Annotated in this window: 19 protein-coding genes and 1 pseudogene; 13 read left to right on the forward strand and 7 right to left on the reverse strand. The window is 70.8% G+C overall.

Annotation, left to right across the window (positions count from 1 at the left end; translation table 11 throughout):
- Positions 1 to 1,275 carry an extracellular solute-binding protein gene (locus tag GQF42_RS14165; protein ID WP_158919988.1) on the reverse strand — a complete coding sequence of 425 codons (1,275 nt, stop codon included), beginning with the start codon at positions 1,273 to 1,275 and terminating at the stop codon, positions 1 to 3.
- Between the two features lie 382 nt (positions 1,276 to 1,657).
- Between GQF42_RS14165 and GQF42_RS14170 the strand changes: the two genes are divergently transcribed.
- Together GQF42_RS14170 and GQF42_RS14175 are read left to right on the forward strand one after the other, a co-directional pair.
- Positions 1,658 to 2,692 carry a LacI family DNA-binding transcriptional regulator gene (locus GQF42_RS14170; protein ID WP_267906138.1) on the forward strand — a complete coding sequence of 345 codons (1,035 nt, stop codon included), beginning with the start codon at positions 1,658 to 1,660 and terminating at the stop codon, positions 2,690 to 2,692.
- 68 nt (positions 2,693 to 2,760) lie between these two features.
- Positions 2,761 to 3,663, forward strand: coding sequence for a phosphatase PAP2 family protein (locus tag GQF42_RS14175; protein WP_199272680.1), 903 nt, complete (start codon positions 2,761 to 2,763; stop codon positions 3,661 to 3,663).
- A gap of 396 nt (positions 3,664 to 4,059) precedes the next feature.
- Here GQF42_RS14175 and GQF42_RS14180 read toward each other — a convergent pair whose 3' ends face one another.
- Positions 4,060 to 7,074: a bifunctional [glutamine synthetase] adenylyltransferase/[glutamine synthetase]-adenylyl-L-tyrosine phosphorylase gene (locus tag GQF42_RS14180; protein WP_158919990.1), complete on the reverse strand. Its 3,015-nt coding sequence runs from the start codon at positions 7,072 to 7,074 to the stop codon at positions 4,060 to 4,062.
- A gap of 1,237 nt (positions 7,075 to 8,311) precedes the next feature.
- On the opposite strand from GQF42_RS14180, the gene GQF42_RS14185 reads away from it, so the two are divergent.
- The 3 genes from GQF42_RS14185 to GQF42_RS14195 are packed head-to-tail and all read left to right on the forward strand — an operon-like array spanning position 8,312 to position 11,482.
- On the forward strand, positions 8,312 to 9,199 hold the full coding sequence (locus GQF42_RS14185; protein ID WP_158919991.1) for an alkaline phosphatase family protein: 888 nt from the start codon (positions 8,312 to 8,314) through the stop codon (positions 9,197 to 9,199).
- Position 9,200: 1 nt separating this feature from the next.
- Positions 9,201 to 10,466, forward strand: coding sequence for an MFS transporter (locus tag GQF42_RS14190; protein WP_158919992.1), 1,266 nt, complete (start codon positions 9,201 to 9,203; stop codon positions 10,464 to 10,466).
- Positions 10,463 to 11,482, forward strand: coding sequence for a TolB family protein (locus GQF42_RS14195; RefSeq protein ID WP_158919993.1), 1,020 nt, complete (start codon positions 10,463 to 10,465; stop codon positions 11,480 to 11,482). The genes GQF42_RS14190 and GQF42_RS14195 overlap by 4 nt, the downstream gene beginning before the upstream one ends.
- Before the next feature lie 824 nt (positions 11,483 to 12,306).
- Here the strand turns inward: GQF42_RS14195 and GQF42_RS14200 are convergent.
- Entirely contained in the window at positions 12,307 to 13,668 is a 1,362-nt protein-coding gene (locus GQF42_RS14200; protein ID WP_158919994.1) for a glutamine synthetase family protein, read from the reverse strand.
- A gap of 309 nt (positions 13,669 to 13,977) precedes the next feature.
- Here GQF42_RS14200 and GQF42_RS14205 point away from each other — a divergent pair.
- Positions 13,978 to 15,180: pseudogene (locus GQF42_RS14205) on the forward strand (globin domain-containing protein).
- Positions 15,181 to 15,185: 5 nt separating this feature from the next.
- Here the strand turns inward: GQF42_RS14205 and GQF42_RS14210 are convergent.
- Positions 15,186 to 16,031 carry a hypothetical protein gene (locus tag GQF42_RS14210; protein ID WP_158919995.1) on the reverse strand — a complete coding sequence of 282 codons (846 nt, stop codon included), beginning with the start codon at positions 16,029 to 16,031 and terminating at the stop codon, positions 15,186 to 15,188.
- A 46-nt stretch (positions 16,032 to 16,077) separates the two neighbouring features.
- A complete protein-coding gene (locus GQF42_RS14215) occupies positions 16,078 to 16,521 on the reverse strand; it encodes an RrF2 family transcriptional regulator (RefSeq protein WP_158919996.1) in 444 nt (147 codons plus the stop codon).
- Between the two features lie 150 nt (positions 16,522 to 16,671).
- Here GQF42_RS14215 and GQF42_RS14220 point away from each other — a divergent pair, with 150 nt between their 5' ends.
- The 5 genes from GQF42_RS14220 to GQF42_RS14240 all read left to right on the forward strand — a co-directional run bounded on the left by GQF42_RS14220 (position 16,672) and on the right by GQF42_RS14240 (position 22,184).
- Positions 16,672 to 17,340 carry a DUF3105 domain-containing protein gene (locus tag GQF42_RS14220; protein WP_158919997.1) on the forward strand — a complete coding sequence of 223 codons (669 nt, stop codon included), beginning with the start codon at positions 16,672 to 16,674 and terminating at the stop codon, positions 17,338 to 17,340.
- A complete protein-coding gene (locus GQF42_RS14225; RefSeq protein WP_158919998.1) occupies positions 17,340 to 17,975 on the forward strand; it encodes a DUF305 domain-containing protein in 636 nt (211 codons plus the stop codon). Before GQF42_RS14220 ends, GQF42_RS14225 begins: the two co-directional genes overlap by 1 nt.
- 235 nt (positions 17,976 to 18,210) lie before the next feature.
- Complete coding sequence (locus tag GQF42_RS14230) at positions 18,211 to 20,148, forward strand: S53 family peptidase (RefSeq protein WP_158919999.1); 1,938 nt, start codon at positions 18,211 to 18,213, stop codon at positions 20,146 to 20,148.
- A 333-nt stretch (positions 20,149 to 20,481) separates the two neighbouring features.
- On the forward strand, positions 20,482 to 21,528 hold the full coding sequence (locus GQF42_RS14235; protein ID WP_158920000.1) for a hypothetical protein: 1,047 nt from the start codon (positions 20,482 to 20,484) through the stop codon (positions 21,526 to 21,528).
- A 2-nt stretch (positions 21,529 to 21,530) separates the two neighbouring features.
- Entirely contained in the window at positions 21,531 to 22,184 is a 654-nt protein-coding gene (locus tag GQF42_RS14240) for a carbohydrate kinase family protein (RefSeq protein WP_158920001.1), read from the forward strand.
- Between the two features lie 84 nt (positions 22,185 to 22,268).
- Here GQF42_RS14240 and GQF42_RS14245 read toward each other — a convergent pair whose 3' ends face one another.
- Positions 22,269 to 22,643 (reverse strand): hypothetical protein, encoded by a 375-nt coding sequence (locus tag GQF42_RS14245; RefSeq protein WP_158920002.1) that lies wholly within the window; start codon positions 22,641 to 22,643, stop codon positions 22,269 to 22,271.
- A 555-nt stretch (positions 22,644 to 23,198) separates the two neighbouring features.
- On the opposite strand from GQF42_RS14245, the gene GQF42_RS14250 reads away from it, so the two are divergent.
- Positions 23,199 to 23,738: a hypothetical protein gene (locus GQF42_RS14250; protein WP_158920003.1), complete on the forward strand. Its 540-nt coding sequence runs from the start codon at positions 23,199 to 23,201 to the stop codon at positions 23,736 to 23,738.
- A 384-nt stretch (positions 23,739 to 24,122) separates the two neighbouring features.
- On the forward strand, positions 24,123 to 24,602 hold the full coding sequence (locus GQF42_RS14255) for a hypothetical protein (RefSeq protein ID WP_158920004.1): 480 nt from the start codon (positions 24,123 to 24,125) through the stop codon (positions 24,600 to 24,602).
- Positions 24,603 to 24,648: 46 nt separating this feature from the next.
- Here GQF42_RS14255 and GQF42_RS14260 read toward each other — a convergent pair whose 3' ends face one another.
- Positions 24,649 to 25,863 carry an MFS transporter gene (locus tag GQF42_RS14260; RefSeq protein WP_158920005.1) on the reverse strand — a complete coding sequence of 405 codons (1,215 nt, stop codon included), beginning with the start codon at positions 25,861 to 25,863 and terminating at the stop codon, positions 24,649 to 24,651.
- Between the last annotated feature and the right edge of the window lie 55 nt (positions 25,864 to 25,918).

The raw sequence follows: 25,918 nt of genomic DNA on the forward strand, positions 1-25,918 counted from the left end.
TCACTTGCTGAAGTCGGGCACCAGCTTGGCGATGGCCAGCTGGGCGTTGCTCAGGCCCTGGTCCAGCGACTCCTTGCCGTCGGCGACCTTCGGCAGTTCCTGGTCGAGCGGAGTCCACAGGCTGCTGTACTCGGGCAGCGCCGGGCGCGGCTGGGAGGCGGACAGGACGCTCTGGTAGCCGGCGATACCGGGGTCGGCCTTGACCTGGGCGGTGTAGGCGTCGGAGCGGGTCGGCAGGGTGGAGTTCTTCAGGGCGATGGTCTCCTGGGAGGACGCCGAGGTCATGAACTTCACGAACTTGAGAGCCGCTTCCTGGTGGGCCTTGTCCGAACCGGCGTAGACCGCGAGGTTGTGGCCGCCGGTCGGGGCGCCCGCCTTGCCGGTGGAACCGGCCGGGACGGTGGCGATGCCGAGGTTGGACTTGTCCTTGAAGGCGCTGCCCTTGTAGAAGTTCGTGATCTCCCACGGGCCCTGCAGGATCGCGGCGACCTTGCCGTTGACGAACGCGTCCGAGATGTGGGCGTAGGCGTCGGCGGTGCTGTCGGCCTTGTGCAGGCCCTTGCCGGAGAACAGGCTCAGCCAGGTGCCGTAGGCCTTCTTCGCGGCGGCCGAGTCGACGGTGATCTTCTTGGCGGCCGCGTCGACGGTGTCGGTGCCCTCGCCGTAGAGGAAGGGCTGCGCGTAGTAGGACTGGGTGGAGCCCCAGTAGCCGTCGGCACCGGTCTTGTCCTTGACCTTCGCCGCGTCCGACTTCAGCTCGTCCCAGGTCTTGGGGGCCTCGGTGATGCCGGCCTTCTTGAACAGCGCCTTGTTGTAGACCAGCGCCAGGGTGTCGGTGACCAGCGGAACGCCGTAGGTCTTGCCCTCGTACTGCGCCTGCTTGATCAGGTTCGGCTGGAAGCTGCTCTGCTCGGAGAGGGCCTCGGTGCCGTCCAGCGGCAGGAAGTAGCCCTTCTTGGCGAAGGCGGGGGTCCAGCCGACCTCGGAGCGCAGGATGTCCGGGGCGCCCTTGGAGCCGGCGGCGGTGTCGAACTTGTTCTGCGCCTGGTCGAAGGGCACGTTGACGTACTTGACCTTGATGTTCTTGTTCTGGGCCTCGAACTGCTGGACCAGGGCCTTGTACGTCGGCGCCTCGTTCGTGGCGTTGGAGGTGTCCCACCAGGTAATGGTGACCGGGCCGCCGGCCTTGTCTCCGCTGTCGCTGCTGCCGCCGCAGGCCGTCGCCGCGAGGGCGAAGGACGCCACCAGCGCGGAGGCCGCTATGCCACGCCGCATGAGTTCTCCTTGAGGGTTCAAGCCCGTGTGATGCGAGAGCAGTCCCGTCCGCTGTTCCCGCTGTCTTGCCGACTGCGCCGTTGCGGCCGCCGGGCGACAGGGAACGTAACAGCGATGTAAGCGTTGCGAAAGACCTTGCAGAAAAAAAGTGCAAGGGAACACGATGGTTACCGGGCCGTGACCGGCACTCGACCCTGGCGCAACCGCGCATTGGGGCCCGTGGGGCGGTACTGACGGCACTTGTGCAAGACTCTGCAAGTTCTTGCCGCCATGACTTCGAGGGAGCGCGATGAGGCAGCAACCCAGGGCGGGCCGTCCGGCTTCCCGTGCCCGGCGTCCGGCCGGTGGGCAAGGCGTCATACGACCGGTACAGTCCAGTGCCGTGACCACACGGCTTGCCGACATCGCTGCGCAGGCGGGGGTGAGCGAAGCGACCGTCAGCAGGGTCCTCAACGGGAAGCCGGGCGTCGCCGCCACCACCCGCCAGTCCGTGCTTGCCGCACTGGACGTCCTGGGCTACGAGCGCCCGGTGCGGTTGCGGCAGCGCAGCGAGGGTCTGGTCGGCCTGATCACACCCGAGCTGGAGAACCCGATATTCCCAGCCCTGGCCCAGGTCATCGGCCAGGCGCTGACCCGCCAGGGCTACACGCCGGTACTCGCCACCCAGACCCCGGGCGGGTCGACCGAGGACGAGCTGACCGAGATGCTCGTGGACCGCGGGGTCGCCGGGATCATCTACGTCTCCGGGCTGCACGCGGACACCACCGCCGACATGCAGCGCTATGAGCGCCTGCGGGCGCAGGGCGTGCCGTTCGTGCTGGTGGACGGGTTCTCGCCGAAGGTGCAGGCACCGTTCATCTCCCCCGACGACCGGGCCGCGATGACGCTCGCGGTGACCCATCTGGTGTCGCTCGGCCACACCCGGATCGGGCTCGCCCTCGGGCCCAAGCGGTTCGTGCCGGTACAGCGCAAGATCGAGGGCTTCGTACGGGCCGTGCAGGACCAGCTGGGGCTGGATGTCGGCGTCATCGAGACCGAGTTGGTCCAGCACTCGCTGTACACGCTGGAGGGTGGTCAGGCGGCGGCGAGCGCGCTCATCGACCGCAACTGCACGGCCGTGGTGTGTGCGAGCGACATGATGGCGCTCGGTGCGATACGGGCCGTGCGGCAGCGGGGTCTGGACGTGCCCCGGGACGTGTCGGTGGTCGGCTTCGACGACTCCCCGCTCATCGCGTTCACCGATCCACCGCTGACCACGGTGCGCAAGCCGGTGCCGGCGATGGGGCAGGCCGCGGTGCGCACGTTGCTGGAGGAGATCGGCGGAACGCCCGCACCCCACAGTGAGTTCGTGTTCATGCCGGAGCTGGTGGTACGTGGTTCGACGGCTTCGGCGCCTCATGTCGTCCGTACGTCGTAGAAGGTGCGCCGCGGACCCGACCTTGGGATGATCTGTCGAGGAAGCCTTTTCTGGCAGACTTGATGCCTATGAGTGACTCGACCGTGACGCAGTCGGAAGGTCGCGAGGAGGCGGCCGTTCCGAGGGCGGTCACGGGCGAGGACAGGCAGACCGTCGCGGGAAGGGCCGGACAGGATCCGCGGGGTGTCCTCGGTCGGCTGCGACGGCCGCGCCGGCCCCGGCTCTGGTTCGAGATCCTTCTGATCGCGGTGAGTTACTGGACGTACTCACTGATCCGCAACGCCGTCCCGGAGCAGAAGGACAAGGCGCTGCGCAACGCGGACTGGATCTGGCGCACCGAGCACCATCTGGGCATCGCCGTCGAACAGACGGTCAACCATGCCGTGAACTCGGTTACTTGGCTGATCATCGGCATGAACTACTACTACGCCACACTGCACTTCATCATGACGCTGGGCGTCCTGGTGTGGCTGTACCGGTGGCATCCGGGCCGGTACGCGGCGGCCCGGCTGGTGCTGTTCGCGACCACCGGTGTGGCCCTCGTCGGTTACTACCTGTTTCCGCTCGCACCGCCTCGGCTGATGCGCGACGGGCACTTCGTGGACACCGTGATGGTGCACCACACCTGGGGTTCGATGGCTTCCGGCGATCTCAAGCACATGTCGAACCAGTACGCGGCGATGCCGTCCATGCACATCGGCTGGTCGCTGTGGTGCGGGTTGACGATCTTCACGCTGGCGTCGGTGCCGTGGGTACGGGTGCTGGGGCTGCTCTACCCCATGACCACGCTCCTGGTCATCGTTTCCACCGCCAACCATTTCTGGCTGGACGCGGTGGGGGGTGTGCTGTGCCTGGGCTTCGGTTTCACGGTGGCCCGGGTGTGGTACCGGGCCCTGCCGTATGCGCTGCCTCGGCTGCCGGGCCGAACGCGGACCCCCGAGCCCGAGCCGGCCGGGGCGACGGTGTCGTAGGGGTCGGCCGTAGAGGTTGGCGGCGGCCGTGCTGCGATGTCACGGCGTTCGCCGGTGGCCGTGGGGCGGGGTGCGGAGCGCGGGGCGCGGGGCGTGGGGTACGGAACGCCGCGGGACGCGGGGGCGCGGTGCGTGGGGCGGGTGCGGGACGCGGGAGCGCGGTGCGTGGGGCGGGTGCGGGACGCGGGAGCGCGGTGCGTGGGGCGGGTGCGGGACGCGGGAGCGCGGTGCGTGGGGCGGGTGCGGGACGCGGGAGCGTCCAGACGTGGCGCGCGGGGCGCCGGACGAGGAACGCCGGACGCGGAGCACGGGGCGCGGCAGCGCCGGACGCGGCACGCGGAGCACCGGACGTGGCACGCGGGTGGCCAGGCGCCGGGCGCCGGGCGCCTGGCGCGGTCACGGTGAGTCGCCGTAGAAGACGTCCTCCACCACCGTGCGTGCCCGGCGGGCCGTGCGGCGGTACGCGTCCAGCATGTCTCCCGCGTGACCTGCCCCGTAGCCCAGGTAGCGGCCCACCGCGGCCAGCTCTCGCGGCTCGGTCGGGAAGGTGTCGCCGGCCCGGCCGCGTACCAGCATCACCGCGTTGCGCACCCGCGTGGCCAGCACCCAGGCCTCGTCCAGGGTCTCCGCCTCCTCGGCGGACAGCAGCCCGGCCTCCCGGGCGGCTGCCAGGGCCTCCCGCGTGCGGGTGGTGCGCAGGCCGGGCAGCTCCCAGCCGTGCCGGAGCTGGAGCAGCTGGACCGTCCACTCGACGTCGGACAGGCCGCCCGGGCCGAGTTTCGTGTGCAGCTTGGGGTCCGCGCCGCGCGGAAGGCGTTCGGACTCCATGCGGGCCTTGAGACGGCGGATCTCGCGCACCGCGTCCTCCCCCAGGCCGTGGGCCGGGTACCGCAGCGGGTCGATCAGGTCCGTGAAACGGCGGCCCAGGTCCTCGTCGCCCGCCACCTGCTCCGCGCGCAGCAGCGCCTGTGACTCCCAGACCAGGGACCAGCGGCGGTAGTAGGCCTCGTACGCCTTCAGGGTGCGCACCAGCGGGCCCGACTTGCCCTCCGGGCGCAGGTCGGCGTCGATGAGCAGCGGCGGGTCGGAGCTGGGCAGCTGGAGCAGGCGGCGCATCTCGGCGACCACCTTGTTCGCCGCCGCGGCCGCCTCGTGCTCGTCCACGCCGTCCTGCGGTTCGTGTACGAACAGGACGTCCGCGTCGGAGCCGTAGCCCAGCTCGTGCCCGCCGAAACGGCCCATCCCTATGATCGCGAACCGGGTGGAGAGCGTGTCGCCCCAGCCGTCGCGGACGACCGCGCGCAGGGTGCCGGCGAGGGTGGCGGCGGTGAGGTCGGAGACGGCCGCGCCGACCCGGTCCACCAGGGCGCCCTGGTCGGCCTCGGCCGGGTTGGTCTCGGTGCCGTACGAGCCGACGATGTCGGCGGCGGCCGTGCGGAACAGCTCGCGGCGGCGCACGCCACGGGCCGCCGTGACGCCCTGCCCGGCGTTCTCCGCGCGGCCCACGGCAGCCAGGATCTCCTGCTCCAGCGGGGTGCGCTCGCGGGGCTCGAGGCCGCCGCCGCGCGTGCCGGTGCCGTCGCCGTCGCCCAGCAGGGCCACCGCCTCGGGGGCGCGCATGAGGAGGTCGGGGGCGAGGCGGCCCGCCGAGAGGACTCGTGCGAGGTTTTCGGCCGCCGCGCCCTCGTCGCGCAGCAGGCGCAGGTACCAGGGGGTTTTGCCGAGCGCGTCGGAGACCTTGCGGAAGTTCAGCAGGCCCGCGTCCGGGTCCGCCGAGTCGGCGAACCAGCCGAGGAGGACGGGCAGGAGGGTGCGCTGGATGGCTGCCTTGCGGGTGACGCCGGAGGCCAGGGCCTCGAGGTGGCGCAGGGCCGCCGCGGGGTCGGCGTAGCCGAGGGCGACCAGGCGTTCGCGGGCCGCCTCGGGACTCAGTCTGGCCTCGCCCGGGGCCAGTTGGGCCACCGCGTCGAGCAGCGGGCGGTAGAAGAGTTTCTCGTGAAGCCTGCGGACGACGCCTGTGTGCCGTTTCCACTCCCGGTTCAGCTCGGCCACCGGGTCCGTGCGCAGGCCGAGCGAGCGGCCGAGGCGTCGCTGGTCCTCCTCGGCCGCGGGGACGAGGTGGGTGCGGCGCAGGCGGTAGAGCTGGATGCGGTGCTCCATCGTGCGCAGGAAGCGGTACGCCTCGTCCAGGCGGGCGGCGTCCTCGCGGCCGACGTAGCCTCCTGCGGCCAGGGCCTGCAGGGCGTCCAGGGTGGTGCCGCTGCGCAGGGTCTGGTCGGTGCGGCCGTGCACCAACTGCAGGAGCTGGACCGCGAATTCGACGTCCCGCAGACCGCCCGGGCCCAGCTTGAGTTCTCTTTCGACCTCGGAGGCCGGGATGTTCTCCACGACGCGGCGGCGCATCTTCTGCACGTCCGCCACGAAGTTCTCGCGGTCGGCCGCCTGCCAGACCAGGGGTTGCAGTGCGTCGACGTACGCCTGGCCCAGATCCGCGTCGCCCGCCACCGGCCGGGCCTTGAGCAGGGCCTGGAACTCCCAGGTCTTCGCCCAGCGTTGGTAGTAGACGAGGTGGGAGGAGAGGGTGCGCACCAGGGGGCCGTTGCGGCCCTCGGGGCGGAGGTTGGCGTCCACCGGCCAGATGGAGCCCTCCACGGTGGTCTCCGAGCAGATCCGCATGAGGTGCGAGGCGAGGCGGGTGGCTGCGGTGAGGGCTTTGGCCTCCGTGGTGCCCTCGGTGGCTTCCGCCACGAAGATGACGTCCACGTCGGAGACGTAGTTCAGTTCGTGGCCGCCGCACTTTCCCATCGCGATCACCGCCAGGCGGCAGGCCGCGGTGTCCTCGGGGGCGTGCGCCTGCGCCATGGCCAGCGCCGTGCGCAGGGTGGCGGTGGCCAGGTCCGCCAGTTCCGCGGCGGTCTCGGCCAGGTCCGTGGTGCCGCAGACGTCGCGGGCGGCGATGGAGAGCAGACAGCGGCGGTAGGCCACGCGGAGGGAGACGGGGTCGGCGGCCTCGGCCAGGCCGCGCTCGAACTCCGCGAGGCCGGGGTGCAGGTCCTGGGGCTCGTAGGTGACGAGGGCCTGCCAGTCGGCCGGGTGGCGGGCCAGGTGGTCGGCGAGGGCGGCGGAGGCGCCCAGGACGCCCAGGAGCCGGTCACGCAGGGGTTTGGCCGCGATCAGGGTGTCCAGCAGTTCGCGGTGGTCGGTGGGGGTGGGCTGGGCCTCCAGGAGACGGACCAGACCGTGCAGGGCCAGGTCGGGGTCGGCCGTGGCGCCCAGAGCCTCCAGGAGGACGGGGTCGTTGCGGACGGGGGTCAGCTCGGGGCCGTCGAGAAGGCGCTCGGCCGCGGAGGGGTCGGTGAAGCCGTGTCGGAGCAGGCGGGTGAAGGTGCTGCTTCTGCGCCCCGGCGTCATCTCCGTGGCCTCCCCTCGGATCAAGGTCGTCCTGGCCCGAGCGTAGCCGCCCACGGGCGTTTGTGGCTTGGGCTGCCTGCATGCGGCTGCGGCGGTCTCGTGCGGGTGCCTGCGGCGGGCCTGCGCGGATACGGATACCCACGGCGGCCTGCAGGGGTGGGGATGGCTGGGGCGGGGCCGTGCGGGTGCGTCGTTCCTGCGGCGGCCTGCAGGTGCGTAGTGAGATGCCTGGCGTCCTGTACGGGTAGGCCGTGGATGCCTGCGGAGATTCGTGCGAGTCGTGGCGGGCTTGTCAGCGGCGGTCCCTGCCGGTTGCAGCGGGCTTGCCTGCGGCGGTCCGTCGAGTACGTGGTGACATGCCGGCGGCAGCCCCCGCGGGTGCGGAGGACTTGCCTGCGGCGATCCCCGCGGATCGTGGTGGCCTGCCCGCCGCACCCCCAACCAACGCGTGGCGACATCCCGACGGCAGCCCCCGCGGGTGCGTTGAGGACTCGCCTTCGGCAGCCCCCACGGATCGTGGCGGGCGTGCCCGCGCCGGCCCGTGCGTGGTGCCTTCGGCGATCCCCGCGGATCGTGGTGAACCTGCCTCCCCCCAACCAACGCGTGGCGACATCCCGACGGCAGCCCCGCGGGTGCGTTGAGGACTCGCCTTCGGCAGCCCCCACGGATCGTGGCGGGCGTGCCCGCGCCGGCCCGTGCGTGGTGCCTTCGGCGATCCCCGCGGATCGTGGTGGCCTGCCCGCCCAACCAGCGCGTGGCGACATCCCGACGGCAGCCCCCGCGGGTGCGTTGAGGACTTGCCTTCGGCAGCCCCCGCGGATCGTGGCGGGCGTGCCCGCGCCGGCCCGTGCGTGGTGCCTTCGGCGATCCCCGCGGATCGTGGTGGCCTGCCCGCCGGCAACCCCTGTGTCGTGACGCCTGCGGCAGCCCCCGCGGGTCGTGGTGGGCCCGGCTGTCGGCTCCGCCCGGTGGTGCGTCGGGGCCGCGCCGGGTGGTGTCCGTCCTCGGTCCGGCGGGCTGTTTCCTGCGGGGCTTCGACGAGTCTGCGCCGGCCGCTGCGGGCGGACACCACCCGGCACGTCCCCTTGCCGCCGTACGCGACTGCGGCCCGCACGGGTACCCGCCGTTCATCGGGTCTTCATCCGCGAGGTTCACATCCGTGGGACACGGGAATATTGGCGTGTGCATGCTCTGTCCGCACCGCCAACCCCGTACTCCCCCCCACCCGGAGGTTGATGTGTCCGGCAGTTCCGTGTACCGCCGCGCCCGCACCGTCGTGGCGTCGGCAACCGCCCTCGCCGCGGCCGCAGTCGGGCTGTGGACCGGACTCGGCGGCGAGTCCGCGCACGCCGCGAGCGCCGTGCCGAGCCCGGACCACGTGGTCGTCGTGGTCTTCGAGAACCATGCGTACAGCCAGGTCATCGGCTCCTCCAGCGCCCCGTACATCAACTCGCTGGTGTCGGGCGGCGGCAACCTGACCCAGGCGTACGCCGAGACCCACCCGAGCCAGCCGAACTACTTCGCCCTGTTCTCCGGTTCTACACAGGGGATCACGGACGACAGCTGCTACACCCCGGGGTTCTCGTCCGCCCCGAACCTGGCGTCCGAACTGATCGCCGCCGGACGCAGCTGGACCAGCTACAACGAGAGCCTGCCCAGCCAGGGGTCGACCACGTGCAGCAGCGGCAAGTACGCGCGCAAGCACAACCCGTGGTTCGGCTTCAGCAATGTGCCGACGTCGAGTGCGAAGACGTTCGCGCAGTTCCCGACCGACTACTCGACGCTGCCGCAGCTGTCGTTCGTCACCCCGAACCTGTGCAGCGACATGCACGACTGCTCGGTGTCCACCGGTGACACCTGGCTGAAGAACAACCTGAGCGCCTACGCGACGTGGGCCAAGACCCACAACAGCCTGCTCGTCGTCACCTTCGACGAGGACAACTCGCTCAGCGGCAACCGCATCCCGACCGTCCTGTACGGCCAGCCGGTCACGGCCGGTTCGTCCAGCTCCACGACGTACGACCACTACGACCTGCTGCGCACCTTGGAGGACCTGGAGGGGCTGAGCACGCACGCCGGCAACGCCTCCTCCGCCGAGGACATCAGCGGCGTCTGGGCGTCCTGACGTGTACGTAGCGGACAGCCGCGCGACGCAGTCGTCCGCTGACGGTGCCGTCCGGCCTGTGGCCGGGCGGCGCCGTGCCGCGGTCGCGCCCGCCGTCCTCGCCCTCGGGACGGTCAGTCTGGTGACGGACGTGTCCTCCGAGATGGTCACGGCCGTACTGCCGTTGTATCTCGTGACGGGGCTCGGCCTGTCCCCGCTGGGGTTCGGGCTGCTCGACGGCATCTACAACGGGTTCTCGGCGCTCGTGCGGCTCGTGGGCGGGCATCTGGCGGACCGGGGCGGCGGACGGCACAAGTGGGTCGCCGGGTTCGGGTACGCGGTGTCGGCCGTGTGCAAGCCGCTGTTGCTGGTGGCGCACTCGCTGACGCCCATCGGGCTTGTGCTCGCCGCCGACCGGACGGGCAAGGGGCTGCGGACGGCGCCGCGCGACGCCCTCATTTCGCTGTCCAGTACGCCGGAGGCACGCGGGCGGGCCTTCGGGGTGCATCGGGCCATGGACACGGCGGGTGCCCTGTTCGGGCCGCTGGTGGCGTTCCTGATCCTGCGGGCGACGGTCGACGGGTACGACGCCGTGTTCACCGTCAGCTTCTGCGTGGCCGTGCTGGGCGTGCTGGTGCTGGTCCTGTTCGTCCCCGGCGGGCGGAGCAGGACGGTTCCGGTCGAACGGCCCACCCTGTCGGCCGCCGTACGGCTGCTGGGGCGCCGCGATCTGCGCCGCATCACCGTGTGCGCGCTGCTGCTCGGTCTCGCCACGGTCAGTGACTCGTTCGTGTATCTGCTGCTTCAGCGGCGCCTGGGGGTCCCGGACCGCTGGTTCGCGCTGCTGCCGCTCGGCACGGCCGCCGCGTTCCTGCTGCTGGCGGTCCCGCTCGGCCGGCTCGCGGACCGGGTGGGCCGGTGGACCGTCTTCCTGACCGGTCACGGGGCGCTGCTCGGCGCGTACGGGCTGCTGCTGACGTCGTGGCACGGGGGCGGTCTGCCGTACGTCGTCCTCATCCTGCACGGCGCCTTCTACGCGGCCACGGACGGGGTGCTGATGGCCGCGGCCTCGGACGGGGTGCCGGAGGCGCTGCGCTCCTCCGGGCTGGCCCTCGTGCAGACCGGGCAGGCGCTGGCCCGGTTCGTCTGCTCGCTGCTGTTCGGCGCGGCCTGGACCGTGTGGGGCGACCGGGCGGCACTGGCCGGGGCGGCGGTGGCGCTGGTCGCCTGTGCGGTCTTCTCGCTCGTCGTCCGTCCCCAGCGCGTGAAAGGTCCCGTCGCCGTATGACCACCCGTAATCGCGTTCTGATCCTGGTCTCGGCCGTCGCCGTGCTGGCCGCGATCGGGCTGGCCTCCGTCCTGCACGCCTCGGCCCGGGCCGACCGCCGCAATCATGTGCAGGCGGGCGGGCCGAGCGTCGCACCGGGGACGGTGACCCTGACCGGGCAGGGGCGCATGATCTTCCGGAACATGGCGTGGGGACCGCACCGGGACGAGCTGACGTCCGTACCGGCGGACGATCCGGGCGGGGCCCGTGTCGCCTCCGGCGTCAAGTGCCTGCGTTTCTATGCCGCTTCGGGGGTGGGGGTGTGCCTTCAGGCCGTTCACGGGCCGGTTTCGGACACCTACCGCGCGCTCGTCCTGGACGCCCGGCTGCGGACCCTGCACCGCTACGACGTCCCGGGCATCCCGTCCCGGGCCCGGGTCTCTCCCACCGGGCACTACGCGGCCTGGACCGCGTTCGTGGGGGGTGATTCCTATGCCGGTACCCACTTCTCCACGCGCGCCGCGATCGTGGACACGCGGACCGGTGAGCTGATCCCGTCGCTGGAGTCCTTCCGGATCGTCAAGGACGGGCATCCGTACCGGGTACCGGACGCCAACTTCTGGGGAGTCACGTTCGCGGCGGACGACCGCACCTTCTACGCGACGCTCGCGACGGGCGGCAGTACGTATCTGGTCCGGGGCGACCTGCGCAGTCGTACGGTCACGACCCTGCACGCCGATGTCGAGTGCCCGTCGCTGTCGCCCGACGGCACCCGCATCGCCTACAAGAAGCGGGTCGAGGGGCTGCCCAAGGACGCCCCTTGGCATCTTTACGTCCTCGACCTGCGGACGATGAAGGAGACCCCGCTGGCCGAGCGGCGGAGCGTGGACGACCAGGTGGTGTGGCGTGACGCCCGTACGATCGTGTACGCGCTGCCCGGCGACTACGGCGCCGATCTGTACCAGGTTCCGGCCGACGGGTCGGGGACGGCCCGGCGGATCAGCACGGCCGCGGTGTCGCCCGCCTACGTGGGATGAGGGCCGCTCGGGAACTCCGATTCGGGACAGGAGAGTTGGGGAGGCGGCGCGGCCCCGGCCCGGGGGCGAGTCGGGCCGGCCGTCTCGCCGGCCCGGAGACCTTCGACGTCGGTCAGAAACTGTGCCCGCACTGGTGGCTTCCCTCGTGCCCCAGCACCAGCAGGCATTCCGTGCCGTCGACCGGGCACACCCTTCGGCACTTGGGCACCGGTGGCGGTTTGGGTATGGGGACGTCGGAGGGGCCGGCCTGCGACCACGCGTCCTGGAAGGAGCATTGGTGGTCACCGTCGTGCCCCAGCAAGAAGATGCAGGGACTTGACTGTTGCCGCTCATCGCTGCAGACGGGACACGGTCCGCAGTCGCAGGGAACCTGGGCCGGCGCTCCGCCCGGCGGCAGACCACCGTCGAGATCGTCCTCGCTCATGAACCCTCCTCGGAATCCTGGGGCATGCGTGCACACGCCTGACGTCGTGGCCGGTGAGGGCCGCCGGACGACGAGGGGAATTCCGCGTCCTGGCCGGGGATCCGGGGACTGCGGAAGCGATGCCGGGCCGACCGGATCGGTCGCGGTGCTCATCGAGTGGACGGCGGACAAGGCCATCGTGCCCCGCCCGCAGGACCTCCGCAATCGCAGCCCGCGCCGGTGCGGACGGGGTCCGGCGGCGCTCACCGCCCACGTCACGCCCGGCGCCGGGGCCGACGGTTCCCGGAGCAGGAGCGCGACCCGGGGACGGCCCGGCCGCCGCGAAACGCCGTGGGGCCCACGGTTCCGCGACCGTCGGCCCCACGGGATGGTTTCGGCAGGCGTCCGCCCTCACCTGCCCCTACAGCACCGGCAGGTTCTTGCGCAGCTCGAACGCCGTGACCTCGCTGCGGTACTCGTGCCATTCGGCGCGCTTGTTGCGCAGGAAGAAGTCGAATACGTGCTCGCCGAGGGTCTCGGCGACCAGGTCGCTGCGTTCCATCAGGGTCAGGGCCTCGCCCAGGTTCTGGGGCAGGGGCTCGATGCCCATCGCGCGGCGTTCGGCGTCGGAGAGGGCCCAGACGTCGTCCTCGGCGCCGGGGGGAAGCTCGTAGCCCTCCTCGATGCCCTTCAGGCCGGCGGCCAGCAGGAGGGCGTAGGCCAGGTACGGGTTGGCGCCGGAGTCCAGGGAGCGGACCTCCACGCGCGCGGAGCCGGTCTTGCCGGGCTTGTACATGGGGACGCGAACCAGGGCGCTGCGGTTGTTGTGGCCCCAGCAGATGTACGACGGGGCCTCGCCGCCGGCGCCCGCCGTGCGCTCCGAGCCTCCCCAGATGCGCTTGTAGGAGTTCACCCACTGGTTCGTGACCGCGGAGATCTCCGCCGCGTGCTTGAGCAGGCCCGCGATGAAGGAGCGGCCGACCTTGGAGAGCTGGTACTCCGCGCCCGACTCGTAGAAGGCGTTGCGGTCGCCCTCGAAGAGGGAGAGGTGGGTGTGCATGCCGCTGCCCGGGTGCTCCGAGAAGGGCTTGGGCATGAAGGTCGCCTGGACGCCCTGTTCCAGCGCGACCTGCTTCATGACCAGGCGGAACGTCATGATGTTGTCGGCCGTGGAGAGCGCGTCGGCGTAGCGCAGGTCGATCTCCTGCTGGCCCGGCGCGCCCTCGTGGTGGGAGAACTCCACCGAGATGCCCATCGACTCCAGCATGGTGATCGCCTGGCGGCGGAAGTCCATGCCGACGTTGGTCGGGGTGTGGTCGAAGTAGCCCGAGTTGTCCGCCGGGGTGGGGCGGGTGCCGTCGAGCGGGCGGTCCTTGAGCAGGAAGAACTCGATCTCGGGGTGGGTGTAGAAGGTGAAGCCCAGGTCGGAGGTGCGGGCCAGGGCGCGCTTGAGGACGTAGCGCGGGTCGGCGAAGGAGGGGGAGCCGTCCGGCATGAGGATGTCGCAGAACATGCGGGCGGTGCCGGGGGTCTCCGCGCGCCACGGCAGGACCTGGAAGGTGGAGGGGTCCGGCTTGGCGATCATGTCGGACTCGTAGACCCGGGCGAAACCCTCGATGGCGGAGCCGTCGAAACCGATGCCCTCGTCGAAGGCCTGTTCCAGCTCGGCGGGGGCCACGGCGACGGACTTGAGGAAGCCCAGCACGTCCGTGAACCACAGGCGTACGAACCGGATGTCACGCTCCTCCAAGGTCCGGAGCACGAACTCCTGCTGCTTGTCCATCTTCCGCTTCCCCATCCTTGCTGGTCAGGCCGCCATTCCCACACGCGCACGGGAGACGGTCGGGCACCTGAGCATCACACCACAACAGCATTTCGAGCGCGTTGCGGACCTCGATCGCCGAAGCGTCCTCGGTCTGAACGGCTCTCGTACGGCAGGTGTACCGCTCTGCCGCCCATCTTGCCTGCTCGCACCGACATCCGTAATGGCCGATTCGGATCCCGGAGCGACCGACGCCACTCCAGTTAATTTGCATCTTAGATTCATACTTTCGCAGCGTGCCGTCGGTCAGTCGACTTCCGAGGAGATCCGATGCTGTCCGAGCAGGCCGCAGCCACCGTCCGCGCCACCCTTCCCGCCGTCGGCGCGGCCATCGGCGAGATCACCGAGCGCTTCTTCGCCCGGCTCTTCGCCGTCCACCCCGAACTGCTGCGGGACCTGTTCCACCGCGGCAACCAGGCCTCCGGCGCCCAGAAGCAGGCCCTCGCCGGCTCCATCGCCGCCTTCGCCGCGCACCTCGTCCAGCACCCGGAGCAGCGGCCCGACGCGATGCCGGGCCGTATCGCCCACAAGCACGCCTCCCTGGGGTGAGGCCCGAGCAGTACGACATCGTCCGCACGCACCTCTTCGCAGCCCTCGCCGAGGTCCTCGGCGAGGCCGTCACGCCCGAGGTCGCCGCCTGGGACGAGGTCTACCGGCTGGACGAGGTCTACCGGCTGATGGCCCACGCCCCGATCGCCGCCGAGAAGCGGCTGTACGAGGAGAGCGGCGGTCGTGGCCTGCGGGAGTGGGAGGTCCTCGAGCGGATCGGGGAGACCGCGGACGTCGTCAGCTTCCGGCTGCGGCCGGCCGACGGCGGCCCGGTGGCCGGGTTCCGTGCCGGACAGTACGCCTGCGTCCAGGTCGCGCCGCCCGACGGGGCCCGGCAGATACGCCAGTACAGCCTGTCCGGCGCCCCGTGCGGGACCGTGCGGCAGATCATCAGTGTCAAGCGCGTGCGGGGCGCGGTCGCGGCGCCCGACGGCGAGGTCTCGAACCACCTCCACGCGCGCGTGCGGGCCGGTGACGTCCTGCACCTGTCCGAGCCGTACGGCGACCTGGCCCTCGGCGGCACCGGCGAGCGGCCCCTGCTGCTCGCCTCCGCGGGCATCGGTGTGACCCCGATGCTCGCCGCGCTCGCCGCCGACGGTCACCGCGCCCCGGTCGCGGTCGTGCACGGCGACCGCTCCCCCGCCGACCACGCCCTGCGCACCGACCACGAGGCCTACGCGGCGAAGCTCCCGGACCGCCGCGGTGCACTTCTTCTACGAGCGGGGCGCGGGGCCGGGTACCCGCACCGGCCTGGTCGACCTCACCGGCATCGCGGTGGCGCCCGGCACGCGCGCGTACCTGTGCGGACCGCTCCCCTTCATGCGCACGGTCCGCACCCAGCTGATCGACAGGGGCGTGGCCGCGGCCGACATCCACTACGAGGTGTTCGGCCCGGACCTGTGGTGTGCACAGCAGGGCAGTTGACCGGATCAGCCCCGGTCGCGTCCCCCGGCCACCCGAGTCACCTTGTCCATGAGCGGCTGGAGCTTGTGGGACAGGGCCTGGAGGTCGGCGCCGCGGCCGTCCGACCACTGGCCGAGGCCGATCACCATCAACTCGGCGTGCCCGGCGAAGGACTGCACGATCGCGCTGTCCGGCGGCAGCGTCCTGAGCCCGGATCCGGCGGGCGGCGTCAGCACCGGCACTTCGTAGTCCGTGGGAGCCGAGGCCAGGTCGGTGATCAGGTGGACCACGTCGACCTGGTCCTTCATACCGAAGGCGACGATCGTGAACTGGTTGTTCGACGCGTCCTTGTACAGGGCCCCGATCACGCCCCGGCAGCCCTTGCTCCTGCCGATGAGCGAGGCCAGGTTCGGACCGATCCCGCTCGTACAGTTCGGGCCGCCCGACTGCCCGACCCTGGTGTAGCCGGCCACGTGTGCCGGGAACGCCTGGTCCGCGGTGAGCATCACCATCGGCGCCGTGGACGGCTCCGCCGAGCCCTGCGCCTGCCCGGACGCCGCCGGCCGCGCCGAAGGGGTGGTCGGCGCACGCCCTGCCGCCTCGGGCGCCGCCTGGTGGCGCGTCCCGTGCCCCGCGCTCAGCCAGACCGCTGCCCCGGCCAGCACGGCCACGGCACCGGCACCGGCGATCACCGTCATGCGTCCGCGGCGTCGCGGGCGCTCGGGGCCTGGCCTGCGCGCGGGGCCCGCCTTGCGCTCCGAGCCGGTCTCGCGCTCAGCCGCGCCCGGCTCGTGGGCCCCCCTGCCCCGCTCGAATTCTCTGACGAACTCGTTCCACCGTTCGTCGTCCGTCCCCTGGTTCCCCTCCAACACGCGCGTACCTTAACGCCGCTCGATGAATGCGGTGCGCCAGGAGACGTCAACCGCCCTGCGGCCCCCGGGAGATACCCAGCAGCAGCGGCCCCGTCGGGTCGGCGACGACGTCGGCGACCGTGACCGGGTCCAGGGCGGCGAAGAACGCCTCCTGGGCCCGGCGCAGCGCACCGCGCAACCGGCAGCCGGAGTTCAGCGGACAGGGGGTCGCCCCCTCGCACTCGACCACGTCCCCGTCGCCCTCGAAAACCCGCACCACCGCGCCGACCGACGCCGTACGGCCCCGCCCGGTCAGGGCCAGCCCCCCGCCCCGGCCGCGCCGGGCGTCCACCAGGCCCAGGTGCTGCAACTCGGCGACCACCTTGGCGGCGTGCGTGTAGGGCACCTCCATGTCCGCCGCGACCTGCCGCGTGGTGGGCGTGGCGCCGGCGGACACGGCGAGTCGCATCAGGACCCGCAGGGCCAGGTCGGTGGAGCGCAGGAGCCGCATACCGCGAGCGTAGGTAATACGCATCCACGATTCAAATTATCTGTTGCCACTCCATTGCCGCGCCCTGTCTACGGAAGACACCCCCTCCCCCATTACGATCAGCGGGCCCCACCCTTCCCGTAGCCGTCCCTTTCCCCAGAAGGACACCTCATGGGTTCCGCCAAGAACAACACCGCGGCACGCAAGGCGCGCATAGAGGAGATGCGACGCGCCGAGCGCGCACGCGAGCGCCGCAACCGCGCGCTCACCATCGCCGCCAGCGTGGTGGTCGTCGCCGGGCTCGTGGCCGGTGGCGTGGTCCTCGTGAACTCCCAGTCGGGCAAGAAGTCGAACAGCGCCGACGACGGGAAGAACTCGGGCGACTCCGGGCACTTCGCCGCGGGCAAGGACGGGGTGATGACCTGGACCGGCAAGCTGGCGCGCACGCACGTGACGACCAGGGTGTCGTACCCGATGCACCCGCCGGTCGGCGGCAACCACAACCCGGTCTGGGCGACCTGTGACGGCACCGTCTACACCAAGCCGCTGCAGGACGAGAACGCCGTGCACTCGCTCGAGCACGGCGCCGTCTGGGTGACGTACACGAGCAAGGCGGGCAAGGCGGACGTCGACGCGCTCGCGGCCAAGGTCAAGAAGACGCCGTACTCGCTGATGAGTCCGTACGAGAACCAGGCGGCCCCGCTGATCCTGTCGGCCTGGGGTCACCAGGTGACCGTGAAGAGCGCGAGCGACCCCGAGGTGAACAAGTTCTTCGCCGCCTACGTCCAGGGTCCGCAGACACCGGAGCCGGGCGCCGCCTGCACCAACGGGGCGATGTAGTGACCCGGCAGCGCATCGGCCTGATCGCCGGAGCCGCGGCGGCGGTGCTCGTCGCGGCCGGCGCGATCACGTACGCGGTCGCGGAGGACTCCGGCGGCTCCACGCAGTTGACGGTGCCGGGCGCGGAGTCGGCCGACGCCGGGTTCGCGCGGGACATGGCCGTGCACCACCAGCAGGCCGTGGAGATGTCGTACATCGTGCGCGACCGGACCGGCAACGCAGAGGTGCGCCGGCTCGCCTACGACATCGCGCAGACGCAGGCCAACCAGCGCGGCATGCTGCTCGGCTGGCTCGATCTGTGGCAGCTGCCGAAGGTGTCGGCGAACCCGCCGATGACCTGGATGGGCATGGGCGACATGCCCGAGCGCGGGGACGGCTCGCTGATGCCGGGGATGGCGACGAACACGGAGCTGAGGAAGCTCCAGGCGCTGAACGGCAAGCAGGCCGAGATCCTCTATCTCCAGCTGATGACGGACCATCACAAGGGCGGTATCCACATGGCCGAGGGGTGTGTGGCCAAGTGCACCGTCGGCGTGGAGAAGCGGCTCGCGCAGGGCATGGTCGACGCCCAGCAGTCGGAGCTTCAGGTGATGGCGGGGATGCTCAAGGAACGGGGCGCGAAGCCGCGTTCGTGAACAACGGGCAAGCGGTTTCGTAACACCGCCGTAAGGACGAATGACGCAAATCGCCTTACTTAACGACTACTTGGTCCTCTCTTGACCTTTGCGTGCCCCTGGCATGAACGGTTCATCGACAGAGTGGCGACCATCGTGTGATCCAGCGCCGCCGGCCGACACCGCCGCAGGCCGGCGCGCGGACGCATGACGTGCCAACCACTACATGCATGCGAACCGCATCGCAGGGGGTTCTATGAGATCCAACCGCGCCAAGCTGCGCGCCGTGAGCATGGCAGCGACACTGCCGATGGTCGCCGGCGCGCTGGCGCTGGGCATACCCGCGGCACATGCCGCGGACAGCCCCGCTCGTCAAGCACTGAAGGGCACCAAGCCCGCATGGGCCACGGCCAAGGCGGACAAGGGCTCGACCGCGAACGGCGCCCAGGTGAACGCCAGGGTGTACCTGGCCGGCCGGGACGCCGCCGGACTCGCCGCCTACGCCAAGGCGGTGTCCGACCCCAGCTCGCCGCTGTACGGCAAGTACCTGAGCACCAAGCAGGCGCAGAACCGCTTCGGGGCCACCAAGGCCCAGGTGGCCGCGGTCAAGTCCTGGCTGACGTCGGCCGGCCTGAAGGTCACCGCGGTCACCCAGCACTACGTCGCCGTCTCCGGTGACGTGGCCGCCGCCGAGAAGGCGTTCGGCACCCGGCTGCACAACTACGCCAAGGGCTCGGCGACGTACCGCGCCCCGGAGCAGACCGCGTCCGTGCCGGCCGGCCTGCAGGGCGCCGTCCTGACCGTCACCGGCCTGGACAACGCGCCGCACAAGGCGAACCACGACGACCAGTTGCCGCCGCCGGACGCCGTGTTCAGGAACGCCGGGCCGTTCTCCTCGTACTTCGGCTCGAAGACCGCGAGCACGCTGCCGGACGCGTACGGCCAGAAGATCCCGTACGCGATCAAGGGCTACACCGGCAAGCAGCTGCGCGCCGCCTACGGCGCCGGCAGCTACACCGGCAAGGGTGTCCGCGTCGCCATCACGGACGCCTACGCCTCGCCGACCATCGCCTACGACGCGGGCAAGTACGCGGTCAGGAACGGCGACCAGGCCTGGACGACCAGCCAGCTGCACCAGGTGCTGCCGGGCAAGTACACCAAGACCGACGAGTGCAAGGCGGCCGGCTGGTACGGCGAGGAGAGCCTCGACGTCGAGGCCGTGCACGCGGTGGCGCCCAACGCCGATGTCACCTACGTCGCTTCGGCCTCCTGCTACGACGACGACCTGCTCGACTCGCTCGCCAAGGTCGTCGACAACCACCTGGCCGACATCGTCTCCAACTCCTGGGGCGACACCGAGGCCGCGCAGACGCCGGACCTGGCGGCCGCCTACGACCAGGTCTTCCAGCTGGGCGCGGTCCAGGGCATCGGCTTCTACTTCTCCTCCGGTGACAACGGCGACGAGGTCGCCAACACCGGTACGAAGCAGGTCGACTCGCCGGCCAACTCGGCCTGGGTGACCGCGGTCGGCGGCACCTCGCTGGCCGTCGGCAAGGGCGACAAGTACCTGTGGGAGACCGGCTGGGGCACCGAGAAGGCGACCCTGGCGGCCGACGGCAAGAGCTGGACCGCCTTCCCCGGCGCCTACACCGGCGGCGCGGGCGGCGGCACCAGCAAGACCGTGCCGCAGCCGTACTACCAGAAGGGCATCGTGCCCAAGGCGCTGGCCACGGCCAACAACGCCGCCGGCAACCGCGTCGTCCCGGACATCGCGGCGATCGCCGACCCGAACACCGGCTTCCTGGTCGGCCAGACGCAGACCTTCCCGGACGGCACCGAGCAGTACAGCGAGTACCGCATCGGCGGCACCTCGCTTGCCGCGCCGACCATCGCCGCCATCCAGGCGCTGGCCGAGGAGGCCCGCGGCAAGGCGATCGGCTTCGCCAACCCGCTGATCTACGCCGACTACGGCAAGAAGGACGTCTTCCACGACGTCACGGACCACCCGACCGGCACCGACCTGGCGGTCGCTCGCGTGGACTACGCCAACGGCTTCGACAAGGCCAAGGGCCTGCTGTACTCGGTCCGCAGCCTCGGCAAGGACAGCTCGCTGTCCGCGGTGAAGGGCTACGACGACGTGACGGGCGTGGGCTCTCCCGCGAACGGCTACGTGCAGTCGTACCGCAAGCACTGACGCACCGGTCCGCTCGGCGGACAGGGGGTGCGGGGTCCCAGGACCCCGCACCCCCTTTTTCCGTTTACGGCACCTATTGCGGCCCCCATCGCGACGCAAAGCAATGCCGCACATCACGTCAACAGCAACCCAAGAAAGCAAAAGACTCTCTCGTTGAATGTAAAAGTTTCCTTTGCAGGAATGAAGGAATCCGCACTTGATCTTCATATTTATCGAGCCCTACGGTTAATCCGACTCAGGGGGGTCTTCGCCGCACAGCGGGGCGCTGATTTCCGCTCTGAATCATTCGCACGGTTCCGGATTGTTTTTTTCCATCACAACCAAAGGAACCTCATGTCCCGATTCAGACCACGCCCCGTGGTCACGCTCGTCCTGTCCGCCGCCCTGTTTTCCGTCGGGCTTCCCGCGGGTATCGCACAGGCGGCGCCCGACGCCTGCACGGACGCGGTCGGCACCTTCTCCGCGGAGACGGTGAGCCCCGGCTGCGGCTCCTCGCCGACGCCCACGCCGACCGCGACCGGCTCGCCGAGCCCCTCCTCCACCGGCATCCCCGGTGTGGCCATCGGCACCGACGGCTGGATCACCTACTCCGACGACGCCACCACCCAGTTCGGCGTCACGGGCACCGTCAAGACCATCGACGGCACGGTCCAGAGCGACGGCACCTGCCAGTTCGACGACTCCAGCAGCGACTCGTCGTCGGCCACAACCTACGAGCAGGAGGTCGGCTACAACCCGACCACCTGCCAGGAGCGGGTCCTGACCGGGAGCATCACGACCGCCCAGGAGGCCTCCCTGGCCTCGCCGGCGGACACCAACGACGTCCCCGAGACGCCGCAGGCCGCCAGCAGCGCCGGCGACACCGGGGCCACCGTCAACGCCGCCGACAACCCCTATGACGAGACGGGTGCGGCCGAGACGGCCGCCACCACCTCGTACAGCAACGCGCACACGAAGACGGCGTGGATCGACCCGGTGAACATCACCATCACGTCGCTGACCACCAACCTGCGCTGGCCGCTGTACGGCGCCGGGGGCACGCTGAGCGCCCGCAACAACGCCTACAAGTTCAAGTACGACGGCTGGTCGACCTCCGGCACGCCGAAGCCGTCGTTCAGCACCATCAGCGACGGGTGGGGCACCGGCGGCGCCGAGACCTTCAAGAACAACGACTTCGAGGACATCGTCCTCGCGCTGCTCGGCACGTCCGGCTGGGCCGCCTGCGGCTTCAGCACGGCCACGGCCGTCTTCAAGCACAACGTGCACGTCTACGGCCACCGCGACGGCTCCCGGTCCCACACCTGGAGCGACAGCAAGGCGGGGGGCTGCTCGAACCTGGTGCACCACCGGACCTCGAACGGCTGGGGATGGACCTCCTGACGATGAGCCCGCTCGACGGGCCGTCCCACGCGCCTCGTCCTCGACGGACGGGCGCGTGGGGCGCCGCCCTGCTCCTTGCGGCCCTGGCGCTGACGGCCACCGGCTGCTCGTCCGGCACCACCGCCACCCCCGGTACGCCCGCCGCGGCGGCCGACGTGAAACTGACCGATCCGGGCACGGTGGCCGTGCAGTACTCGACGGCCCTGTTCTCCGCACAGTTCGAGCGCGCCTCCGCCTATGTCCTGCCCCGGGAGCGCGGCGTCCTGAAGGTGCTGTTCACCGGCATGACCAGTTCCTCGGTCCGGGCCGAGAACCTGGGCGTCGGCTCCGTCGCCACGAAGGCCGACTCCGCGACCGTGGTCATGACCGGCAGGATGTGCAGCGCTCCCGTGGTCCCCAAGGGAGCCACCGTGGATCCGCGCAAGCACGAGAAATGCATCGAGAACCACCAGCGCGATTCCTCTGATCCTGCCTTCAAGGTGGCGGTCTGCAAGAATTCCGGGAAATGGTATGTATGCTTCCCGAAGTTCGAGGAGGCGATGCAGAACGGTTCCCAGGGTTCGCAGGGCTCTGCGGGTTCTCAGGGCTCCGATGGCTCGCAGGGATCTGAGGATTCCGCGGCTTCTGCTTCGGTGTCGCCGAGCGCCAAGAAGTGAGAGATTTAGTTCCGCCCCATTCCGGTTTTCCGTCCCGCCCTGGACGGTATAGCGGACGGAAAACCGGAAAGGCGGCCCTTTGGGTCAGCCGGTCCCGCGATGCCGGTGCTCGCGCAGGAGGAAGACGACGAACCCGGCGGCGACCAGCACCGCACCGGCGACCAGGAACGGCACCGGCGCGCACTCATCGGTGCAGGTGCTCCCGCTCGCCGACACCTGGCACACGTTCCCGGGGCCACCCCGGTTGAGATAGGCGAGATAGAAGAGCGGCAGCCCCAGCCCCGCGAGCCCCCCGACGGCGGCGTCCCGGTGGCCCTTGCGCAGCAGCAGCACGGCGGCCGCCCCGCCCACGACGAGCAGCACCACGCCGACCGTCAACAGCGCGACCAGGCCGAGCGCGAGGCACCCTCCGACAGCGAGCCACGCCAGAAACCAACCCCACTGCGAACTGCGGCGCACAGTGCCTCCCTGGTCAGGGGTGCCTCTCGAGTGAGGCGATGAAAGAGGTCCAGGCCCTGAGCCGATCGTACGACCTGCGCCACTCGCACACGAGAGCGATGTCATCGCTGGTGCCGCCGCCGTGGGGCCCCCGGCCAACTCCGCGACGGACTCGGGCCGTTCGGCCGACGACGGGCGGCGAACCGCCCGGACCACCGCCCTGCGTCCGCGACCGGTCCCGACCCGCTCACGCCGCCCGCCCCGCCGCCCGCCGCGCCGGTGCGGGTGCCGTTTAACACGACTCTCCTCGCCATGTCCGCAGCGACACGTGTCGGCCGGGGGTGAGAAGGCGTCAGAGAATCACCCCAAAGGCGTAATAGTACGTCAATACTACCTTTTTCTGTATTTCTTGACGGGTAGTCAGCTGCCTGGAGAGGCGGAGTTCCAGGCCGCGAATGCCCCGTTTGGCCCCATAGTGCAATCTTCCGGAATTGCCGACTTGTCAGCTCTCGATACTTTTGATCCCAAGCCGGCTGACGGGCCGGCATCTCCGAGACACCTGACAGGAGAAGCAACATGAAGCTCGCCCGTTCCAACATGGTGACCGCCGCCATCGGGGCCGCCGCGGCGCTTGCCGCGACCGGCATCACCTATGCCTCGGCCGCCTCCGTTCCGCCGCCCCAGGCGGCCCCGGCCGCTGCTGCCGTGGTGCCGCTCGGCGGCGATTCAGGACAAAACAACAACAACAGCAACAACAATGCAGGCAAGGGTAACGAGGGCAAGGGCAATGAGGGCGGAGGCAACGGGGGCTGGGGCGGTGAGCGCCACCACCGGGAGGGCCGGATCCTCATCAACGAGCGGTCTTACTCCTCCCGCCCCGGCGACTGCATCACCGTCATCAGCGGCCTCGGCGCCAAGACCCTGAACATCCGCAACGAGAGCCACAAGACCGTCGAGGTCTTCCGTGGAGCGGTCTGCGACAACGGCGCCCCCATCGCCACCGTCGGCCCTCACAGCGCCAGCTTCGGCGTCCACGCTTGCCCTCCCAAGGGCGTCCACGTCAAGGACGGCGTGCTGGCCAGCTTCCGTGTAATCCGGCACCACGAGGACGACTGATCCGATACCGACAGCACGACAGGGAGCCCCGGCCCGCCGGAATCGGGCCGGGGACCCTGATCACGACCCGTTGTCCGACCACCCGCACGCCGTACACACACCGGCCGGGCCGGCCATCAGGCGCCACCCTTCCGGCGTCGGGGCGGTCGTCCCCTCCTTCACCGGCCGACCCACCTGGTGCCGTCCCCCGGTACGCCTCGCGTCGGTCCGTGTCGTCGCGCCAGGGCCGTCGGCTTCCCTTTCCTTCCGTGCGTTTCCCCACCCCCGAACGGTGAGGAAGGGCGCAAGCACCGCACCGGCGACGTGCTCGACGCAGCAGCCGACCGGTCGGGCACGCGCCACGGCAGCAATGTCCCGTATCCGCGACACTACGGGGTGAACCAGATGAGTATGCGCCTGGTGGAGGACACCAGCGACGACACCTACGTCCTGGACCTCCTCGACATCACCTTGACCCCCGCACAGCCGTTGCTGGGGCGCAAGGTCCGCTGGGAGATGGACGGCTACCTCAAGGAGTCCGTCGATCTGACCCGGGTCACCTGCAGTGTGATCATGAAGTTCGGTCCGGTGAAAATACTGGACAACAGCTACCGGCTGCCCGACCTGCTGGCGCGCATGGGCGCGAGGCTGTCGGGGGATCCCAGGCCGCCCGCCGGACCCTGGCGGCAGGCGTGGAACCTTCAGCTGCCCGAGTCGGTGCCGGTGGCCCGGCACCGGATCCGCCTGCGGGCACGGACGGAGAGCGGGAAGAACTTCTTCGCCCTGGACATCCCGCTGGACTTCAGCCACAGATTCCGTCCGGCCGCGACGGGCGACGGCAGAGGCCCACGCGTCCTGCACAGCACGCGCTACAGCTGGCTCTGAGCGGACGCACGGCCGGGCCGTCCCACGGGGGCCTGCCGGCCGGGGGTCAGTGGTGCAGTGCCCCCGACCCCTCCGGGAGGTGGGACGTGACGACCCGCCCGGCCGACGGGGTCACCCTGCGCCGGTCCACCGCGTACGCCACGCTCGCCACGCCCAGGCCGAGGACCGCCAGGGCGGCGCCGGCCAGCGCCGGGGAGGTGGCCCCGAAGCCCGCCGCGAGTGCCAGCCCGCCGATCCAGGCGCCGCCTGCGTTGGCCAGGTTGAAGGCCGCCTGGTTGGCCGAGGAGGCCAGGGAGGGGGCCGCCGACGCCTTCTCCATGACCATGAGCTGGAGCGGGGAGCCGGTGATGAACGCGGCCATGCCCAGCAGGGTGACGGCCACCGCCGCACTCCACTCGGCCCGCATCAGGGCGGGGAACAGCAGCAGCACGACACCGAGGGAGGCCAGACCGCCGAAGAGCGTGCCGCGCAGGGAGTGGTCCGCGAGCCGGCCGCCGAGCAGGTTGCCCGCGGTCGCGCCGACGCCGAAGAGAGCCAGGAGCAGGGTCACGCTGCCCTCGGCGAAGCCGGCCGACGCGGTCAGCATCGGGGTGACGTAGCTGTAGGCCGCGAAGAGCGCGCCGAAGCCCGCCACCGTCGTACCGAGTGCCAGCCAGACCGGCAGCGACCTGAGCGCGGCCAGTTCGCCGCGCAGGCCCGTCGAGGGCGCGCGGGTGTGGTCGTGCGGGATCAGCAGTGCCAGCGAGGCGATCGCCGCGAGGCCGATCACGCTCACGCCGAGGAAGGTCGCGCGCCAGCCGAGGTGCTGGCCCATGAGCGTGGCCACGGGGACGCCCGCGATGTTGGCGACGGTCAGGCCGAGGAACATCAGCGACACCGAGCGGGCCTTGCGCTCCGGAGCGACCATCGACGTCGCGACGACCGCGCCCACGCCGAAGAAGGCGCCGTGCGGCAGGCCGCTGAGGAAGCGGGCGGCCAGCAGGGAGTCGTTGCCGGGGGCGAACGCGGACAGCGCGTTGCCGACGACGAACAGCCCCATGAGGGCGATCAGGACCGTGCGGCGGGACATGCGCGCCGTCACGGCGGCCAGCAGCGGGGCGCCGATGACGACGCCGAGCGCGTACGCCGAGACCAGGTGTCCGGCGCTGGGGATGGAGATGTGCAGATCGTCCGCGACCTCGGGCAGCAGGCCCATCATCACGAACTCGGTCGTACCGATACCGAAAGCGCCGACGGCCAGAGCGAGCAGGGCCAGGGGCATGAAGGGCCTTTGCCTTTCAGGGGAGAGGAGGGTTCCGTCCAGTCTAAGTTCAGCT

This window comes from Streptomyces broussonetiae (assembly GCF_009796285.1).
Classification (GTDB): domain Bacteria; phylum Actinomycetota; class Actinomycetes; order Streptomycetales; family Streptomycetaceae; genus Streptomyces; species Streptomyces broussonetiae.

Coding starts and splice junctions, on each gene's coding strand:
- GQF42_RS14215 (WP_158919996.1), bottom strand. CDS start 16,521: ATGCGGCTCCTGCGCTCCACCGACCTGGCCCTGCGGGTCCTGATGCGA.
- GQF42_RS14180 (WP_158919990.1), bottom strand. CDS start 7,074: ATGACGCCGGGGCGCAGAAGCAGCACCTTCACCCGCCTGCTCCGACAC.
- GQF42_RS14220 (WP_158919997.1), top strand. CDS start 16,672: ATGGGTTCCGCCAAGAACAACACCGCGGCACGCAAGGCGCGCATAGAG.
- GQF42_RS14230 (WP_158919999.1), top strand. CDS start 18,211: ATGAGATCCAACCGCGCCAAGCTGCGCGCCGTGAGCATGGCAGCGACA.
- GQF42_RS14235 (WP_158920000.1), top strand. CDS start 20,482: ATGTCCCGATTCAGACCACGCCCCGTGGTCACGCTCGTCCTGTCCGCC.
- GQF42_RS14195 (WP_158919993.1), top strand. CDS start 10,463: ATGACCACCCGTAATCGCGTTCTGATCCTGGTCTCGGCCGTCGCCGTG.
- GQF42_RS14200 (WP_158919994.1), bottom strand. CDS start 13,668: ATGGACAAGCAGCAGGAGTTCGTGCTCCGGACCTTGGAGGAGCGTGAC.
- GQF42_RS14175 (WP_199272680.1), top strand. CDS start 2,761: ATGAGTGACTCGACCGTGACGCAGTCGGAAGGTCGCGAGGAGGCGGCC.
- GQF42_RS14260 (WP_158920005.1), bottom strand. CDS start 25,863: ATGCCCCTGGCCCTGCTCGCTCTGGCCGTCGGCGCTTTCGGTATCGGT.
- GQF42_RS14240 (WP_158920001.1), top strand. CDS start 21,531: ATGAGCCCGCTCGACGGGCCGTCCCACGCGCCTCGTCCTCGACGGACG.
- GQF42_RS14250 (WP_158920003.1), top strand. CDS start 23,199: ATGAAGCTCGCCCGTTCCAACATGGTGACCGCCGCCATCGGGGCCGCC.
- GQF42_RS14255 (WP_158920004.1), top strand. CDS start 24,123: ATGAGTATGCGCCTGGTGGAGGACACCAGCGACGACACCTACGTCCTG.
- GQF42_RS14165 (WP_158919988.1), bottom strand. CDS start 1,275: ATGCGGCGTGGCATAGCGGCCTCCGCGCTGGTGGCGTCCTTCGCCCTC.